This window comes from Gordonia rhizosphera NBRC 16068, from assembly GCF_000298195.1.
Taxonomy (GTDB): Bacteria; Actinomycetota; Actinomycetes; order Mycobacteriales; family Mycobacteriaceae; genus Gordonia; species Gordonia rhizosphera.
On sequence record NZ_BAHC01000192.1, the window covers coordinates 1 to 14,556 of the forward strand.

15 protein-coding genes and 1 pseudogene are annotated in these 14,556 nt (G+C 69.0%); 1 reads left to right on the top strand and 15 read right to left on the bottom strand.

The window, feature by feature from the left end; translation table 11 throughout:
* The 8 genes from GORHZ_RS23330 to ruvC form a co-directional block, all read right to left on the bottom strand.
* Positions 1 to 491, bottom strand: a 491-nt coding sequence (locus GORHZ_RS23330; protein ID WP_006337503.1) for an adenine phosphoribosyltransferase, incomplete at its 3' end; no start/stop codon positions are given.
* A complete protein-coding gene (locus GORHZ_RS23335) occupies positions 484 to 2,169 on the bottom strand; it encodes an ABC transporter substrate-binding protein (RefSeq protein WP_006337504.1) in 1,686 nt (561 codons plus the stop codon). The genes GORHZ_RS23330 and GORHZ_RS23335, both read right to left, overlap by 8 nt.
* Positions 2,166 to 3,425: a protein translocase subunit SecF gene (secF, locus tag GORHZ_RS23340; RefSeq protein ID WP_006337505.1), complete on the bottom strand. Its 1,260-nt coding sequence runs from the start codon at positions 3,423 to 3,425 to the stop codon at positions 2,166 to 2,168. Before secF ends, GORHZ_RS23335 begins: the two co-directional genes overlap by 4 nt.
* Complete coding sequence (gene secD, locus GORHZ_RS23345; RefSeq protein ID WP_006337506.1) at positions 3,422 to 5,032, bottom strand: protein translocase subunit SecD; 1,611 nt, start codon at positions 5,030 to 5,032, stop codon at positions 3,422 to 3,424. Before secD ends, secF begins: the two co-directional genes overlap by 4 nt.
* Before the next feature lie 166 nt (positions 5,033 to 5,198).
* Positions 5,199 to 5,606 (bottom strand): preprotein translocase subunit YajC, encoded by a 408-nt coding sequence (yajC, locus tag GORHZ_RS23350; RefSeq protein WP_006337507.1) that lies wholly within the window; start codon positions 5,604 to 5,606, stop codon positions 5,199 to 5,201.
* Positions 5,607 to 5,814: 208 nt separating this feature from the next.
* Positions 5,815 to 6,891 (bottom strand): Holliday junction branch migration DNA helicase RuvB, encoded by a 1,077-nt coding sequence (gene ruvB / locus GORHZ_RS23355; RefSeq protein ID WP_006337508.1) that lies wholly within the window; start codon positions 6,889 to 6,891, stop codon positions 5,815 to 5,817.
* A 12-nt stretch (positions 6,892 to 6,903) separates the two neighbouring features.
* Positions 6,904 to 7,503: a Holliday junction branch migration protein RuvA gene (gene ruvA / locus GORHZ_RS23360; RefSeq protein WP_006337509.1), complete on the bottom strand. Its 600-nt coding sequence runs from the start codon at positions 7,501 to 7,503 to the stop codon at positions 6,904 to 6,906.
* Complete coding sequence (gene ruvC, locus GORHZ_RS23365) at positions 7,500 to 8,141, bottom strand: crossover junction endodeoxyribonuclease RuvC (RefSeq protein ID WP_006337510.1); 642 nt, start codon at positions 8,139 to 8,141, stop codon at positions 7,500 to 7,502. Before ruvC ends, ruvA begins: the two co-directional genes overlap by 4 nt.
* Positions 8,142 to 8,273: 132 nt before the next feature.
* Here ruvC and GORHZ_RS23370 point away from each other — a divergent pair, with 132 nt between their 5' ends.
* The gene (locus GORHZ_RS23370) at positions 8,274 to 8,882 is read left to right on the top strand and encodes a nucleoside/nucleotide kinase family protein (RefSeq protein ID WP_006337511.1); all 609 of its coding nucleotides are present in this window, start codon (positions 8,274 to 8,276) and stop codon (positions 8,880 to 8,882) included.
* A gap of 16 nt (positions 8,883 to 8,898) precedes the next feature.
* Here the strand turns inward: GORHZ_RS23370 and GORHZ_RS23375 are convergent, their stop codons facing one another.
* From GORHZ_RS23375 to GORHZ_RS23405, 7 genes and pseudogenes are all read right to left on the bottom strand, one after another.
* Complete coding sequence (locus tag GORHZ_RS23375; RefSeq protein ID WP_006337513.1) at positions 8,899 to 9,651, bottom strand: YebC/PmpR family DNA-binding transcriptional regulator; 753 nt, start codon at positions 9,649 to 9,651, stop codon at positions 8,899 to 8,901.
* Between the two features lie 58 nt (positions 9,652 to 9,709).
* Positions 9,710 to 10,342, bottom strand: a complete 633-nt coding sequence (gene pdxT / locus GORHZ_RS23380) for a pyridoxal 5'-phosphate synthase glutaminase subunit PdxT (protein WP_006337514.1) — start codon at positions 10,340 to 10,342, stop codon at positions 9,710 to 9,712.
* Positions 10,339 to 11,193, bottom strand: a complete 855-nt coding sequence (locus tag GORHZ_RS23385; protein ID WP_006337515.1) for an acyl-CoA thioesterase — start codon at positions 11,191 to 11,193, stop codon at positions 10,339 to 10,341. Before GORHZ_RS23385 ends, pdxT begins: the two co-directional genes overlap by 4 nt.
* 479 nt (positions 11,194 to 11,672) lie before the next feature.
* The gene (locus GORHZ_RS23390) at positions 11,673 to 12,110 is read right to left on the bottom strand and encodes a response regulator transcription factor (protein ID WP_006337517.1); all 438 of its coding nucleotides are present in this window, start codon (positions 12,108 to 12,110) and stop codon (positions 11,673 to 11,675) included.
* Positions 12,111 to 12,241: 131 nt separating this feature from the next.
* Entirely contained in the window at positions 12,242 to 13,084 is an 843-nt protein-coding gene (locus GORHZ_RS23395; RefSeq protein ID WP_006337519.1) for a PP2C family protein-serine/threonine phosphatase, read from the bottom strand.
* A gap of 28 nt (positions 13,085 to 13,112) precedes the next feature.
* Complete coding sequence (gene pdxS / locus GORHZ_RS23400; RefSeq protein ID WP_006337521.1) at positions 13,113 to 14,081, bottom strand: pyridoxal 5'-phosphate synthase lyase subunit PdxS; 969 nt, start codon at positions 14,079 to 14,081, stop codon at positions 13,113 to 13,115.
* 132 nt (positions 14,082 to 14,213) lie between these two features.
* A pseudogene (locus GORHZ_RS23405) lies at positions 14,214 to 14,556 on the bottom strand (NUDIX hydrolase); the annotation flags it as partial.

A 14,556-nucleotide genomic window follows, 5' to 3' on the forward strand; every position in this document is an offset into this window, starting at 1 on the left:
AGTTCCATGATCACCGCGACCCCGATCACCCGGGCGCCGGCCCGGGCCAACAACTCCGCGGTCGCGACCGCGGTTCCGCCGGTGGCGAGCACGTCGTCGACCACCAAGACGCGAAGGCCACCGATGTCGATGCCGTTGGCAGGGATCTCCAGGGTCGCCGTCCCATACTCCAGGGAGTAGTCCACACTGTGCACCGGTGGCGGTAGCTTCCCGCCCTTGCGGACCGCGAGCACCCCTACCTCGAGTTCGCGCGCGACCGCACCGCCGAGGAGGAATCCGCGGGCGTCGATACCGGCGACGAGATCGACATCGCCGCAACCGTGGGTCAACGCCGTCACGATCGCCGACAGGCCCTCGGAATCGGCGAGTACCGGCGTCAGGTCGCGGAAGACGATCCCGGGCTGGGGGAAATCGACCACCGACCGTGCGTGCGTGTCGATCGCCGTCCGCGCCCGGCGCAGCGCCGCGAGGGTCACCTCATCGTCAGCCACGTATCGTCCACCGATCCATGTTCCATCCCGTCCCGTTACGGGCCAGCCCGGCGACCACATTATCCACTCGGTCCCCCCAGCGGTGGATTCGCGGCGCCGCGAACAGCGGGATGGACCGCATTTGCGCCCACGCGGTGTTCTCGATGGTGCGGACCAGCCGCAACCGATCGGCGGCCAGCGTCGCGGTGGCCAGGTCGTCGACGGCCCGACTCATCACGGGGTCCCGGAATCCCGCGAGGTTCAACGGATCGCCGCCGCGCAGCTGATAAGCGTCGCGCGACGGGTCGGCGGCACCGGCGGCCGCGAATCCCGCCCCGTTGGCGACCAGCACCGCGTCCACATCGCCACCGAGCGCCGTCGGCGACAACTCCGCCGACCCCGCGTCGACGACCTCGACGCCCACCTGCCGGCACGACTCGGCGATGGCCGCGACCAGCTGCCGGTCGCGGTCCGACGGCGCGAGGTAGCCGATGCGGACCCGGAGCGGCCCGGTACGGCTGTCGGCGGACTCCGTGCTCAGCGCCCGCGCCCGCGGCAGATCCGGGCGCGCATACGCGACCCCGAACGTGGGATTGATCTGGCCCGCGAGATTGTCGGCGGGCGCGAGCACTCGCAGGTTCCACAGCGGCGCGCCCTGTCCGAAGCGTTGTGCAAGCGCGGCGCGGGGGACGCAGGATGCGAAGGCGCGCCGCGCACGGACCTCGGCGAACGCCCCGGTCGACGCCAGGACCAACTCCTGCACGGCCAGTGCCCGTTCGGGCCGCGGCAGCGGTTGGGGTTGCGCCGACGTCCCGGACGCGACGATGTCGTCGGCGATCAGACCGCCCGCCACGTCGGCGACGTCGAAGGCGCCGTCGGCGAGGCGACGCTCCACGTCGGTGCCGCGGCCCCAGACGACGATCCGCTCGGTGGCCGGAGCATCACCCCACCAGGCGTCGTTCGCGACGAGCACCAGGCCCTCCGACGGCGAGTACTCCTCGATCCGGTAGGGCCCCGACGACGGGAACCTCGCCGGGTCGAGCGGGCCGTCGGGGAATGCGAAACCGGTGTTCCAGACCTGCGCGATCTTGGCGATGGCCTCCTGGTTGCCGCTGCGGATCGGCTCGACGACGTCGGACAATCCGGCCTCGCGGGCGACCACGTGGGCGGGCAGCAGCGTCCCGGCACCGAACAGCGACAGCCAGTCCCGGTGGTCGCGGCCCTTGGCGAACACCGCGGTGGCGCTGCGGTCGCCGGCCGCGCAGTCGATGCGTTCGATGTCGCGGTAGCCCGCGGTCGTCGCCGGACGGAAACCGGGCACCCGGCCACTCATCGCGGCCCAGGCCAGTACCAGGTCGTCGCAGCCGAGTGCCTGTCCGTCGGAGAATCGCGCCGCCGGGTTGAACTCGTAGCGCAGGGTGAGCACGTCACCGGGAACCTGGGTGACGGTGCCGATGTCACGGTCGGGGGTGACCTGCCCCTGCGCACCGAGATAGCTGAACCCGGGCAGCACCCGGGTGGTCGCCATCAGCACACCGTCGGCGTTGCCGACGACGGTGTTCGCGTTGTACCCGTCGGTGCGGGCATCGACCACGTACTCGATCGTCGGCGGGCCGCCGTCGCCGCATGCGCTCAGCAACCCGGCGCCCGCGACGCAGGCGACGAGAAGCGCCGAGACCTTCCGGGCCAGGCCGATCACCGTGATCGACGACGCTTGCCGGTCGGTTCCATCGACGTGTCCGGGCCCGTCCGTCGACCCGCCTTATCCCCCGGACGCCGCCCGACGTGTCGCGATTGCTTCAGATCCTCACCGGAGGCCTGTCGCGCCCGCCGGTCCAGCACCCGCTTGGTGTGTTGGGAGATGTCCCCGCGACGTTCCTTGAGGGTCACCAGCAGCGGTGTCGCGAGGAAGATCGACGAGTACGTGCCGACGATGATGCCGACCATCTGGATCAACGCCAGATCCTTGAGGGTGCCGACGCCGAGCATCCAGACCGCGATCACCATCAGCGCGAGGATCGGCAGCACCGAGATGACCGTGGTGTTGATCGACCGCATCAGGGTCTGGTTGACCGCGAGGTTGGCCTGCTCGGCATACGTGCGCCGCGACGTCTGCAGTACCGCACGGGTGTTCTCGGAGACCTTGTCGAACACCACCACCGTGTCATAGAGCGAGAAGCCCAGAATCGTCAGCAGACCGATGACCGTCGCCGGGCTCACCTCCCAACCGACCAGCGAGTACACGCCGGCGGTGACGATGATGTCGAAGAACAACGCGGCCAGCGCGGCCACCGACATCTCCCGGTCGAACCGGATGGCGATGTAGATGAAGACGATGACGAGGAACACCGCGAGCGCGATCGCCATCTTCCGGGTGATCTCACGTCCCCACGTCGAACTCACGTCGGAGGAACTGACCTCGTCGGCGGTCAGCGCGGGGCCGAATTCGGCGGCGAGCGCCCGCGACACCTGCTCGGTCTGCACCGCGGTGAGCGTCGCGGTGCGCACCTGCACGGTCTCGCTGGAGCCCGAACCCGCGGTCTGGACCGATTCCGGCGCCGAACCCAGGGTCGCGGTGAACACCTGGCTCACGGCGTCGGTGGTGACACCTTCGGACACGGGAATCGAGATCTGCGTGCCGCCCTCGAAGTCGATGCCGAAGGTGAAGCCCCGGATCCCGATGGACGCGATACAGATCGCCAGGATGGCCGCGGTGACCAGATACCACTTCCGGCGACTGTCCACGATGTGGAAGGCGCCGGTGCCGGTGTACAGGCGCGAGAGGAACGAGCGGTTCTTCTCTCCCACGAAGTCTGCGTCGGCCGCGATGGACCCGGCGGTGGCATCGGTGTCGTCGTCGAGTACCCGGGGGGCGGGACCGTGGCCGCCGTCGGCCCGGCCGCCGTCGGTACGACCGGAGTTCGGGCGCGCCGGTCCGGGGGTCTGCATGCTCATTTCGCCGATCCTTCCGACACCGTCGGACGTGCCGACCGGGCTGCGATGCGTCGTTGCCGGGCCACCTCGCTGACCGCGCCGAGTCCGTTGACCGAGGGCCGCGACAGGAACTCGGACCTGCTCGCGAGGACCACCAGCGGATGTGTCACGAGGAAGACGACGACGATGTCGAGAACCGTGGTCAGGCCGAGGGTGAACGCGAAGCCGCGAACCTGACCGATCGCGAGGGTGTAGATGACCACCGCGGCGATGAAGGTGACCGCGTTACCCGACCAGATGGTGCGGCGGGCGCTGGCCCAGCCGCGCGGTACCGCGGAACGGAAACTTCGGCCCTCGCGCATCTCGTCCTTGATCCGTTCGAAGTAGACCACGAACGAGTCGGCCGTCATGCCGATACCGATGATCAGACCCGCCATCCCGGCCAGGTCGAGGGTGAAACCGATCCAGCGGCCGAGCAGCACGATGATGCCGTAAACCATCAGACCGGACAGGATCAGCGACAGCACGGTGAGGATGCCCAGCATCCGGTAGTACACCAGCGCGTAGAGCAGCACGAGGATCAGACCGACGGCGCCGGCGATCAGGGCCGCCTTCAGCGACGACAGACCCAGTGTCGCTGACACGGTCTGGGCGTCGGAGGCCTCGAACGACAGCGGCAACGACCCGTATTTGAGGACGTTGGCGAGGTCCTTGGCCTCCTGCTGGGTGAAGTTGCCGCTGATCTCGGTGGCCGGGGTGGTGATGGCACCCTGGATCTGCGGGGCCGACACCACCCTGGTGTCCAGCACGAACGCGGTCTGCTTACCGATGTTCTGCGCGGTGTAGGTCGGCCAGAAATCCTGCGCCTCCCCCTTGAACTCCACTTGCACGATCCACGCGCCCGCCTGCTGTGTGGTGCCGGCGGAGGCGTCCTTGATGTCGCGGCCGTCGATGATCTCCGGGCCCAGCAGATAGACCTCTTTGCCGTCCTGTGAACAGGCGACGAGGTACTGGTCGGGCAGGTCGTTGCCCAGCAACGGATCGTTCGCATCCGGCGAGCAGTCCATCTTCGCCATCTGCGCGTTCAGCGCGGTGAGGTCGGCGCCCTGCGGCGCCTGGCGCAGCTTGCGCTGTTCCTCGATGGCGGCTGCCGTCGTCGCCTGATCGGCGGTGGTCTGATCGCCCTGCTGCGGTGAAGCCTCGGTCTGCTGCGGCGTGGCGGCCGCGACGTTCTCCACGGGCCGGATATAGAGGCGTGCGGTCTGGCCGAGCGAACGGGCCTGCTTGCCGTCGTTGCCCGGCACGGTGATGACGAGATTCTCACCGTTGATCACGACCTCGGAGCCGGACACGCCGAGTCCGTTGACGCGCTGTTCGATGATCTGCTTGGCCTGGTTGAGCTGATCACGTGACGGCGGCTTGCCGTCGGGCGTCCGGGCGGTGAGGGTCACCCGGGTGCCACCTTGCAGGTCGATACCCAGCTTGGGTGTCGCGGAGCCGTCGCCGGTGAAGAAGATCAGCGCGTAGACGACGCCCAGCAAGATGAAGAACGCGGTCAGGGGGCGCCACGGTGGGATCTCGCGGCGCGGTCCCGACCGATTCGCCGACGCCCGGCGAGGTGTGGTCACTGGTGTTCTGCTCTCCTGAGTGAAAGCGTGCGCCGGGCACATTCGTGCCCCGACGCACGCGGGCATGCCGGTCGGTCGCCCACTCTACTGACAGCGCGGCGACGCCCGGTCTCCCGGTGCGCACCACGCCGGCGATCGTGTGGGCACGCGGCCCACACGAGTTGTGTCACTTGTCGTCGGACGGCTTGTCGGCCGGACGATCGGCGGAGAAGGTGTCGTCGTCGAAGGACTCCACGTCGGATGCGCTCGACGGCTCGTCGGTGATCTCTTCGGGTCGTGTGTCGAAATGACCGGGGTAGGTCTCGGCGGCGTCCTCGGTGGGTACGACGCGGACGATCGCGAGCCGGTTGAAGCGGGCGATCACACCGGTCGCGATCTCGAGATCGACGAAATCCGACGACGATGCGTCGATGACGGTCGCAAACAGGCCGGCGGAGGTCTGCACCCGGGCACCGGTGGCCACGGAGTTCTGCATCTCCTGCATCTCGGCCATGCGCTTCTTCTGCTTGCGGATGCTCAGGAACATGAACCCGGCCAGCAGCGCCAGGAGCAGGGGAAAGAGGAGGGTATCCATGGTTACAGCGTCGATTCCTTATTTCGTGTCGGTCGGGTCGGGTCTCGGGCGTTTCGTCGGATTTCGGCGATCGGTCGGGTCCGCCCTACGGGCGCGCACGGACCACTCGGGGCCCGGCGGGCTCTCACCAGTGTGCCATGCGCGTGCCGACGGCCCCCAGCACCGTCATCGCGACCCTCGCCTCGACGCCCTCGGCCCAGACCCTCGCTCAGAGGTCCTCGAAGAGGCTCTCGGTGATCGCGTCGCGGGACCGCACCCCGAAACCGGCGTTCATCGCCCCGGCCGGCGGGGTCAGCCCCAGATGGTGCCAGGCCGCCGCGGTCGCCACCCGACCGCGCGGAGTGCGTGCCATCATGCCGGCACGCACCAGGAACGGCTCGCACACCTCCTCGACGGTCGCGGGCTCCTCACCGACGGCGACCGCGAGCGTCGACACCCCGACCGGCCCGCCACCGAAGCCGCGGACCAGCGCGCTGAGAACCGCGCGGTCGAGCCGGTCGAAGCCGAGTTCGTCCACGTCGTAGACCGCGAGGGCCGCGCGGGCGATGTCGACGGTGATCACACCGTCGCTGCGGACCTCGGCGTAGTCACGCACCCGGCGCAGCAACCGGTTCGCGATGCGCGGGGTGCCGCGGGAGCGGCCGGCGATCTCGGTGGCCGCATCCTCGCGCAACGCGATCCCGAAAATACCCGCGGCGCGACGCAGCACCCGGACGAGTTCGTCGGTCTCGTAGAACTCCATGTGCGCGGTGAACCCGAACCGGTCACGCAACGGACCGGTCAGTGAACCCGACCGGGTGGTCGCGCCGACCAGCGTGAACGGCGCGACGTCGAGCGGGATCGAGGTCGCGCCGGGCCCTTTGCCGACCACCACGTCGACCCGGAAGTCCTCCATCGCGAGGTAGAGCATCTCCTCGGCGGGGCGCGCGATCCGGTGAATCTCGTCGATGAACAGCACGTCGCCCTCCACGAGGTTGGACAGCATCGCGGCGAGGTCGCCGGCCCGTTCGAGCGCCGGCCCCGAGGTCACCCGGATCGCCGCCCCCATCTCGGCGGCGATGATCATCGCCAGCGACGTCTTGCCCAGTCCGGGCGGCCCGGACAGCAGGATGTGGTCGGGGGTTGCGCCCCGCCCCTTCGCCCCGCGCAGGACCAGTTCGAGCTGCTCGCACACGCGGGGCTGCCCGACGAACTCCCCCAGCGACCGTGGCCGCAGTCCGGCGTCGAACTCGCTGTCGGTCCGCAGTTCGGTAGCGCTCACCTCCCGCTCGGCCTGCTCATCCATGCGACATCCCCACTACGCGGTTTTCCCCAAGAGCGCCAACGACTTCCGCAGCACGGTCGACGCATCGGCATCCGGAGCGTCGGCGAGCACCGCGGCGACGGCCTTGTCCGCGGGCCCGGCGGTGAAACCCAGACCCACCAGCGCGTCGGCCACCTGATCGCGCACCGCGCTGCCGCCGATGACGGCCACCGCATCGCCACCCGGCGCGGCGGGCACCTCCACTTTGTCCCGCAGCTCGACGACGAGCCGTTCGCCGACCCGTTTACCGACCCCGGGCACCGTGGTCAGTGCCTTGACATCGGATTCGGCGAGCGCGCGCCGCAACGCGGCGGGTTCGAGTACGGCCAGGATCGCCATCGCCAGGCGCGGCCCGACCCCGGTCACGGTCTGCAGCAGTGTGAACAGCGACCGGGCATCCGGTTCGGTGAACCCGTAGAGAGTCATCGAGTCCTCACGCACGATCATCGACGTCAGTAACGTCGCCTCCTCACCCCGGCGCAGCGACGACACGGTCGCCGGCGTCACCAGCACCCGATAACCGAGGCCGGCACAGTCGATGATCACGTGGTCGAGCGCGATGTCGACGACCGGGCCGCGCACCGACGCGATCATGCCGCTCCCCCTGTCCGCGCCGTGCCCGCCTCGCCCGACTGCGTGCGGGCAGCATCAGCCTGGGCGGCTTGCGTCTGAGCGGCGCGTTTGGCCGCGGCCACCTTCTCACGGTGACCGCGGGTGAGTTCGGCGGCGCGGCGCTGCGCCTCGGCCATCCGTTCACTCATCGGACCCCGCCAGCAGTGACAGATCGCCAGCGCCAACGCGTCGGCGGCGTCGGCGGGACGCGGTTTGCTCCGCATGCCGAGGATGCGCGTCACCATCGCGGTGACCTGCGCCTTGTCGGCTCGGCCGCTGCCGGTCACCGCGGCCTTGACCTCCGACGGCGTGTGGAACCGTACCGGGACGTCGCGTTGCCCGGCGGCCAGCGCGATGACGCCACCCGCCTGCGCGGTCCCCATCGCGGTGGATACCTGGTTCTGCGCGAACACCCGCTCGATCGCCACCACGTCCGGCTGATGCACATCGAGCCAGTGGCATGCGGCGGTGTAGACCACCAACAGTCGCTCGGCGAGCTCCATGTCGGTGGGTGTGCGGACCACGTCGACGTCGAGTGCCGTCACCGAACGACCGCGACCCGACTCGACCAATGCGATCCCACATCGGGTGAGACCGGGATCGACCCCCATCACACGCACGCATACCTCCGCCACGAGCCACTACCGAACAGTTGTTCGAGATTCTATCGGTGCCCTCGGACATCGTCGGTGACCAACACGCGACGGTGACCACCAAGCGATGCGTCACCACGGGCGACAATGGCGGGTGCCATGCCGAGATTCACCGCCACCACCCCGACCCGTCTCGTCGCGATGTGCGCCGAACTCGCTGCCGAGCGACCCGGGCGACGCGTCGTCGTGATCGACGGCGCCGACGCCGCCGCACCCGCCGCGCTCGCACGGCACGTCGCCGAACACCTCGTCACCGCCGGCCGTGCCACAGCCGTGGTCGCGATGACCGATTTCCTGCGGCCCGCGTCACTGCGATTCGAATATGGACACACCGATACCGAGAGTTACCGGACCATCTGGTTCGACCTCGACGCCGTCCGGCGCGAGGTCGTCGACGCCCTGCACGAGCGCGGCCGGTGGCTACCGCGACTGTGGGATGCCGCTCGCGACCGCTCGTTCCGCGACGAACCGCGGGCCGCCGCAGCCGATCAGATACTGCTGCTGGCCGGACCGATGCTCGTCGGCAGCGGCCTGGCCGCCGACGCGACGGTGGCCCTACAGATGAGCGAGGGTGCGCTGCGTCGCTCGACACCCGACGATGCGGCCTGGACGATCCCGGTGCTCGTGGCGCAGGCCGAGCAGGCGCCCCGAGCCGACATCGAGGTCCGCTACGACCACCCGGAGCGGCCGGCGGTCCGCACCGACTGATCGCTTAGCCTGAGTCTTAGGCGTCGAGCTCGGCGAGCACCTCTTCGCTCACGTCGATGTTGCTGTAGACGTTCTGCACGTCGTCGGAGTCCTCGAGCGCGTCGATCAGCTTGAAGACCTTGCGAGCGCCGTCGGCGTCGACCGGGACTTCCACCGAGGCACGGAAATCGGCCTCCGCGGAGTCATAGTCGATCCCGGCCTCCTGCAGCGCCGTGCGCACCGCCACCAGATCGCTGGGATCGCTGACGACCTCGAAGGTGTCGCCGAGATCGTTGACCTCCTCGGCACCGGCGTCGAGCACCGCCATCAGCACGTCGTCCTCGGTCTGCCCGTTCTTCTCCAGGGTCACGACACCCTTGCGGGTGAAGAGGTAGGCCACCGAGCCCGGGTCGGCCATGTTGCCGCCGTTGCGGGTCATCGCGGTGCGCACCTCGCCGGCGGCACGGTTGCGGTTGTCGGTGAGGCATTCGATCAGGATCGCCACCCCGTTGGGTCCGTAGCCCTCGTAGGTGATGGTCTGCCAGTCGGCGCCGCCGGCCTCTTCGCCGCCGCCGCGTTTGCGGGCCCGCTCGATGTTGTCGTTGGGCACCGACGACTTCTTGGCCTTCTGAATGGCGTCGTAGAGCGTCGGGTTGCCCGCGGGGTCACCGCCACCGGTACGTGCCGCCACCTCGATGTTCTTGATCAACTTCGCGAACATCTTGCCGCGCTTGGCGTCGATGGCCGCCTTCTTGTGCTTGGTGGTGGCCCATTTGGAATGGCCGCTCATGAGACTCCCGCATCCTTGTCGACATCAACTGCTCAAAGACCAGATCCTACTCGTGTGCCTACGCCGGATCGTCCGCCCCACGGACCATGTCGACGAAGTAGGCGTGCACGCGCCGGTCGCCGGTCACCTCCGGATGGAACGACGTCGCGAGAACATTCCCCTGCCGCACGGCGACGATCCGCCCCTGCGCCGGGCCGTGTGGGACACGCGCGAGGACCTCGACGTCGGGCGAGATCGACTCCACCCACGGCGCACGGATGAAGACGGCACGCATCGTGTCGCCGGACCATTCGCTGATTCCGTCGAACTCGAGGTCGGCCTCGAAACTCTCCACCTGACGACCGAAAGCGTTGCGCCGCACCGTGATATCCAGTGCATCGAGATGCCGGGCATCGGGCCTGGTGTCGAGGATGGTGGTGGCCAGCAGGATCATGCCGGCGCAGGAGCCATAGGCCGGCATGCCGTCGGCCAGACGCTGCCGCAGCGGATCGAACAGGTCGAATACGGTGAGCAGCCGGCTCATCGTCGTCGATTCCCCGCCGGGGATGACGATGGCATCGACGGCGGCCAACTCCTCGGGGCGACGGACCGTGGCCGCCTGCGCCCCGGCTACGGTGAGTGCGGCGAGATGTTCGCGGACGTCGCCCTGCAGGGCGAGAACTCCGATCCGTGGCGCGCCGATCTCGCTCACCGATCCTGCCGTGCGTGCTGGTCGGTCGGCATCGGACGCCCGGTGCGGCTGAGTCCCTCCTGGGTGACCGCCGCCACCATCCGACCGTCGAGGTCGAAGATGCGCCCCTGCGTCAGCGCGCGGCCGGCATCGGCCGACGGCGACGTCTGGTCGTAGAGCAGCCACTCGTCGGCGCGGAACGGCCGCATGAACCACATCGCGTGATCGAGCGACGCGGCCTGCGGCTCGACACCGGGGTGGGGCACCTTCGACGATCCGAGCAGAGTCATGTCGCTCATGTATGCCAGCGTGCCGACGTGGAAGACCTGATCGTCCGGGAGCCGACGACGGTGACGAATCCACACGCGCTGCTGGGCGGCGAAGTAGTCCGAGGTGGCCATCTGCTCGGGCGGCACCACCCGGAGGTCGAACTCCTGCCACTCCTTGAACACGGCCTTCGCCTCGTCGGTGAGCTCGTTCAGCCTGTCGGGCAGTTCGTCGGGTGCCGGTGCGGGAGGCATCCGGTCCTGATGCTGGATGCCGTGGTCGGTGAGGACGTGGAAGGAGGCCGACATCATGAAGATGGCCTCGCCGTCCTGGATCCCGGTGACCCGGCGGGTGGTGAACGATCGTCCGTCACGAATACGGTCCACGAGGAAGACCGTGGGCTCGTCGGGATTGCCGGGCCGCAGGAAATATCCGTGCAGCGAATGCACCCCGTAGGTGTCGGAAACCGTGCGCGTGGCCGACATGAGCGCCTGACCGGCCACTTGTCCGCCGAAGGTCCGCCGGAGGTGACTCGGGAACGACGGACCGCGATAGATGTCCTTCTCGATCGCCTCGACCTGCAGGATCTCTTCGATGGTTGCCACGGGAGAACACTATCGTGTACGTCGGCGCACCCGTGGTGCACCACGGCGACCCAAGCGGGTGTAACACCCCGGCCCGGCGGCGACGATGTCATCAATAGTCTCGGCCGGACCTCCGGAACCCCCGACCCGGGGGCCCGGCCGGGGCCCTGCTTCAGGTCACCTCCTGCACCCAACCCCTCTCGTGGGTACCGGTCGGATGACGCCGCCTCGCAGTGCTCACCAACCCCGCGCGCCCAACCCCTCATGTGGGCGACGGTGCAGTCGAGTCGAGTGATCCCTGCGGTCACCCACCCCCCTACGGTGGGTGACCGCCAGAGTCCCCGTTCTCCCGGTCACCCACCCCCCTACGGTGGGTGACCACCAGAGTCCCCGTTCTCCCGGTCACCCACCCCCCTACGCTGGGTGACCGACGGAGTCCCCCCGTCCCCGGTCACCCACCCCCTCGAGTAGGTGACCGTGGAAAGTCGTGCGGGTATCTGTCAGAGTTCGTCGAGCGACATGTGGCCGTCCTGCACCGCACGCGCCACCAGCGAGGCCTTCGTCGGGGCGGCACGACCGACATCGGCGTACTTGGCGCGGATGCGCGTGAGGTGGGTGTTCACGGTGCCCAGCGAGATGAACAGCGCCTCGGCCACAGCTGGTTTGGAGTCGAGCTTCAGCCAGGTCCGCAGCACTTCGACCTCACGCGGGGTGAGTGCGGGCCGTTCGAGTTCGTCCGCCGGAGGCGCGGTCGGCCGCTCCCGCATCGGGACCTGTCGTCCCGGCAAAGGCATCCGACGCTGCGTCAGGTTCTCCAGCGCCTCCTGCTGACGCCGGACCGCGTCGGCATGCCGGCGAGCCTCCCAGGTCATCGGGAAGACCGGCCGGTGATCGGGGGCATGATGCGCGGTGACCACACGGTCGGCGGTAGCTGTCATGGCGTCCTCACTCGTCCCGGGGGCTCTCGGTCTTTGCCCCGTTCAAGAGTTGGACGCAACGCGGCGCCGGCCGGTTCCACCAAAGGTGCCGGTTTATGGCGGACCTCACAAACGCTGGCTGTTCGGCCAGGTCAGCGCACGCCCGCAGGGTCGGCTGCGCCGTCGGTATCGGATTCGACGACGGTGTCCGCGGCGTTGTGAACGGCGATCACGACGATGGTCACGTTGTCGTGCGCGCCGAGCGCGAGCGCGGCCTCGAGTAGTTGCGCGGCGGCGTCCTCGGCGCTGTCCGCGCCGCTCAGGACATCGGCGATCTCCTCATCGGGCAGTTCGCCGGTGAGGCCGTCCGAGCAGACGAGGAGCACATCACCGGGCAGAGCCCGCAGAGAGAAGAAGTCGGGGCGCGGATTGATCATCCCGGCCCCCAGCGCCCGCGTGATCACGTTGCGTCGCGGATCCACCCGGGCCTGCTCGCGGGTCATGAACCCGGCGTCCACGAACTCCTGGACCTGCGAATGGTCGACGGTGATCTGCTCGAGGACACCTTGCTGCAAGCGGTAGGTGCGCGAGTCACCGATGTTGAACACCAACCAGTGCGGGGCGTCCTCGTGCATCACCAGTACCGCGCCGGTCACCGTCGTGCCGGCGCGGCGATCGGACCCGCCGGCGATCTCGCCGATCCGTTCCTGGGCCCGCGACAGCAGATCGATGAGGGCGACCTGTGTCTCGCTCCGGTCGCGCAGACTCGCCACGCCCGAGAGCGTTCGCAGTGCCGTCTCACTGGCGACCTCACCCGATTCGTGGCCGCCCATGCCGTCGGCGAGCAGGTACTCCCCCGGCGACACGAGCGCCGCGTCCTCGTTGGCCTCACGCACCCGGCCCACATCGCACACGACCGCCCACTCCAGCCGGAGACCGGCGATGGTGTCGGTACCGCAGCGGGAAGTGTCCCGGACTATGCTCGCCGCGTCCATGGTCAGCAGATCTTACGGGAGCGGTGGGTCACCAGCCCCGTTCGGCGAGCCGGTGCGGCTGCGGAATGTCGTCGACGTTGATGCCGACCATCGCCTCGCCCAGCCCACGCGACACCTTGGCCAGTACGTCCGGGTCGTCGTGGAAGGTGGTGGCCTGCACGATCGCCGCGGCCCGCTGCGCCGGGTTACCGGACTTGAAGATGCCCGATCCCACGAACACGCCCTCGGCACCGAGCTGCATCATCATCGCCGCATCGGCCGGGGTGGCGATACCGCCCGCGGTGAACAGCGTGACCGGCAGCTTGCCGGCCTGCGCGACCTCGACGACGAGGTCGTAGGGGGCCTGCAATTCCTTGGCCGCCACATACAGCTCGTCCTTCGGCAACGACGTCAACCGGCGGATCTCGTCACGGATCTTCCGCATGTGCGTGGTCGCGTTCGACACGTCACCGGTGCCGGCCTCACCCTTGGAGCGGATCATCGCCGCGCCCTCGGTGATCCGGCGCAGCGCCTCACCGAGGTTGGTGGCACCGCACACGAACGGCACGGTGAACGCCCACTTGTCGATGTGATTGGCGTAGTCGGCGGGGGTCAGCACCTCGGACTCGTCGACGTAGTCGACACCGAGCGCCTGGAGGACCTGGGCCTCAACGAAGTGCCCGATGCGGGCCTTGGCCATCACCGGGATCGACACCGCGGCGATGATGCCGTCGATCATGTCCGGGTCGCTCATCCGCGACACCCCGCCCTGCGCGCGGATGTCCGCCGGGACGCGCTCGAGCGCCATCACCGCGACCGCGCCGGCGTCCTCGGCGATCTTGGCCTGCTCGGGGGTGACCACGTCCATGATGACGCCACCCTTGAGCATCTCGGCCATGCCGCGCTTCACCCGGGCGGTACCCTGCCCGACGGTCGGCGCCGGGTCGTGCCCGCCGTGGCCGTTGACGGTGTTCGGGGCGTCCGGTCCGGGAGTGTTCCCTGACTGGAATTGACTCACTGATGTCTCCTGAGATGTCGTCGCGTCCGGCGTGATCGGCCGGTTCCGCCGCGCGGACGGTCCCCCAAGTCTAGGCCAGTCCTGCGCGCGGGTTCACGGGCCTTCCCGGTGTCCGCGACCGGCACGGGTCCGTCATCCGCCGGAGCCGGGTGTCACCCGCTCGATGATCTCGAAGAACTGCGGCAGTTCCGCGGTTCCGCCCAGGTGTAGCCAGCGCACGAGTCGTCGTTCGCCCAGGTTGCGGGTGTCGCGGACCGCATCGTTGTAGAACCGCCGCGCCATCATCACCCGGGTCTCGGCATCCGCGAGTTCCACCACCAGCCCCTGGGGCCGACTGTGTGAGTCGGTCCGCGCCAGTTGCGCCGACACGCGGTTCTCGGCCTGTTCGCGGCTCTCCGGCGGTGCGTGTTCGGCCTGGTCGGCGGCCGCCGCGAGGGCGTGTCCGGCGGCGGCCGCCTCCTGGTCGTATCCGGCG

What these genes read in the sequence shown, in the direction of transcription:
- GORHZ_RS23395 (WP_006337519.1), bottom strand. Translation starts at nt 13,084, where the DNA reads ATGGACGCGGCGAGCATAGTCCGGGACACTTCCCGCTGCGGTACCGAC.
- GORHZ_RS23375 (WP_006337513.1), bottom strand. Translation starts at nt 9,651, where the DNA reads ATGAGCGGCCATTCCAAATGGGCCACCACCAAGCACAAGAAGGCGGCC.
- yajC (WP_006337507.1), bottom strand. Translation starts at nt 5,606, where the DNA reads ATGGATACCCTCCTCTTTCCCCTGCTCCTGGCGCTGCTGGCCGGGTTC.
- secF (WP_006337505.1), bottom strand. Translation starts at nt 3,425, where the DNA reads ATGAGCATGCAGACCCCCGGACCGGCGCGCCCGAACTCCGGTCGTACC.
- GORHZ_RS23390 (WP_006337517.1), bottom strand. Translation starts at nt 12,110, where the DNA reads ATGACAGCTACCGCCGACCGTGTGGTCACCGCGCATCATGCCCCCGAT.
- ruvA (WP_006337509.1), bottom strand. Translation starts at nt 7,503, where the DNA reads ATGATCGCGTCGGTGCGCGGCCCGGTCGTCGACATCGCGCTCGACCAC.
- ruvB (WP_006337508.1), bottom strand. Translation starts at nt 6,891, where the DNA reads ATGGATGAGCAGGCCGAGCGGGAGGTGAGCGCTACCGAACTGCGGACC.
- GORHZ_RS23370 (WP_006337511.1), top strand. Translation starts at nt 8,274, where the DNA reads ATGCCGAGATTCACCGCCACCACCCCGACCCGTCTCGTCGCGATGTGC.